The sequence below is a fragment of the Bradyrhizobium sp. CCBAU 11434 genome (assembly GCF_028128895.1).
GTDB lineage: Bacteria > Pseudomonadota > Alphaproteobacteria > Rhizobiales > Xanthobacteraceae > Bradyrhizobium > Bradyrhizobium zhengyangense.
The window spans coordinates 1-766 of sequence record NZ_LBJX01000027.1 but is presented as its reverse complement, the minus strand read 5'-3'; the positions used below and the strand labels follow the sequence as shown (position 1 = coordinate 766).

1 protein-coding gene is annotated in these 766 nt (G+C 60.4%); it reads right to left on the bottom strand.

Annotated elements, in window-relative coordinates; genetic code table 11:
* Positions 1-152: 152 nt before the first annotated feature.
* A complete protein-coding gene (locus XI06_RS43460; protein ID WP_333909319.1) occupies positions 153-557 on the bottom strand; it encodes an NAD-dependent epimerase/dehydratase family protein in 405 nt (134 codons plus the stop codon).
* Positions 558-766: the final 209 nt, after the last annotated feature.

Here is a 766-nt window from a genome sequence, read left to right as displayed (position 1 = left end):
AGCGCTCGATCCTCGTGAGCCGATGGGGTCAAGTCCGGCGTTTATTTACACTCGGCGGCCATGCCGCACGTGACGCCCTGTATGTTATTGAGGACGCAGTCGTGGAACGCATTGGCCCGGGCCGCACCAGCCCAGGCCGGCGGCTAGAATTCCTAGAAACACGGGTATCCTCGTCGTTCCTCCTCGATGCCAGGACGAAACTCTCGATTATCGACGGCAACCCGGGAAGAGTAATGGGTGGCCTTTCGGGATTGTAGCCCTGCGAGCGCCCGCGCGGCCGGATTCGCCTGGGAGCCAATGACGCCAGAGCGGCCTTCGCCGTCCCGTGTCTCCTGGCGCAGCAGCGCGGCCGAACCTCCGCCGCCCCACATGTCGAGTACGCCCGGCGTTGTGCGGACCGCCTCAACAACGACGTAGCCGACATCGCTGCGATAAGCTTCCGCCATCTTGATGCCGGCGATCTTGGCGATCGCATAAGGCTCGTTGGTCGGCTCCAGCGGACCGGTCAGCACGGATCTTCGCGCAAGGGCTGCGGCGCAAGCTTGGGATAGATGCAGGACGAGCCGAGGAACATCAGCTTCTCGGCACTAAATGCGCGGCCTGAATCTCGTTCGCGGCGATCGCGATGCTTTAACAAGGGTCATTTTAGTTTAACAAAGTCATGTGTTCGGCCCATGAACGCGGCGCCTAAAGCGTGATGGCATTAAGTTCGATAGCCTGAATTTTTGAGGTAGTTGGCGCATTCCTCAGGAGTGAAGGCATCGAG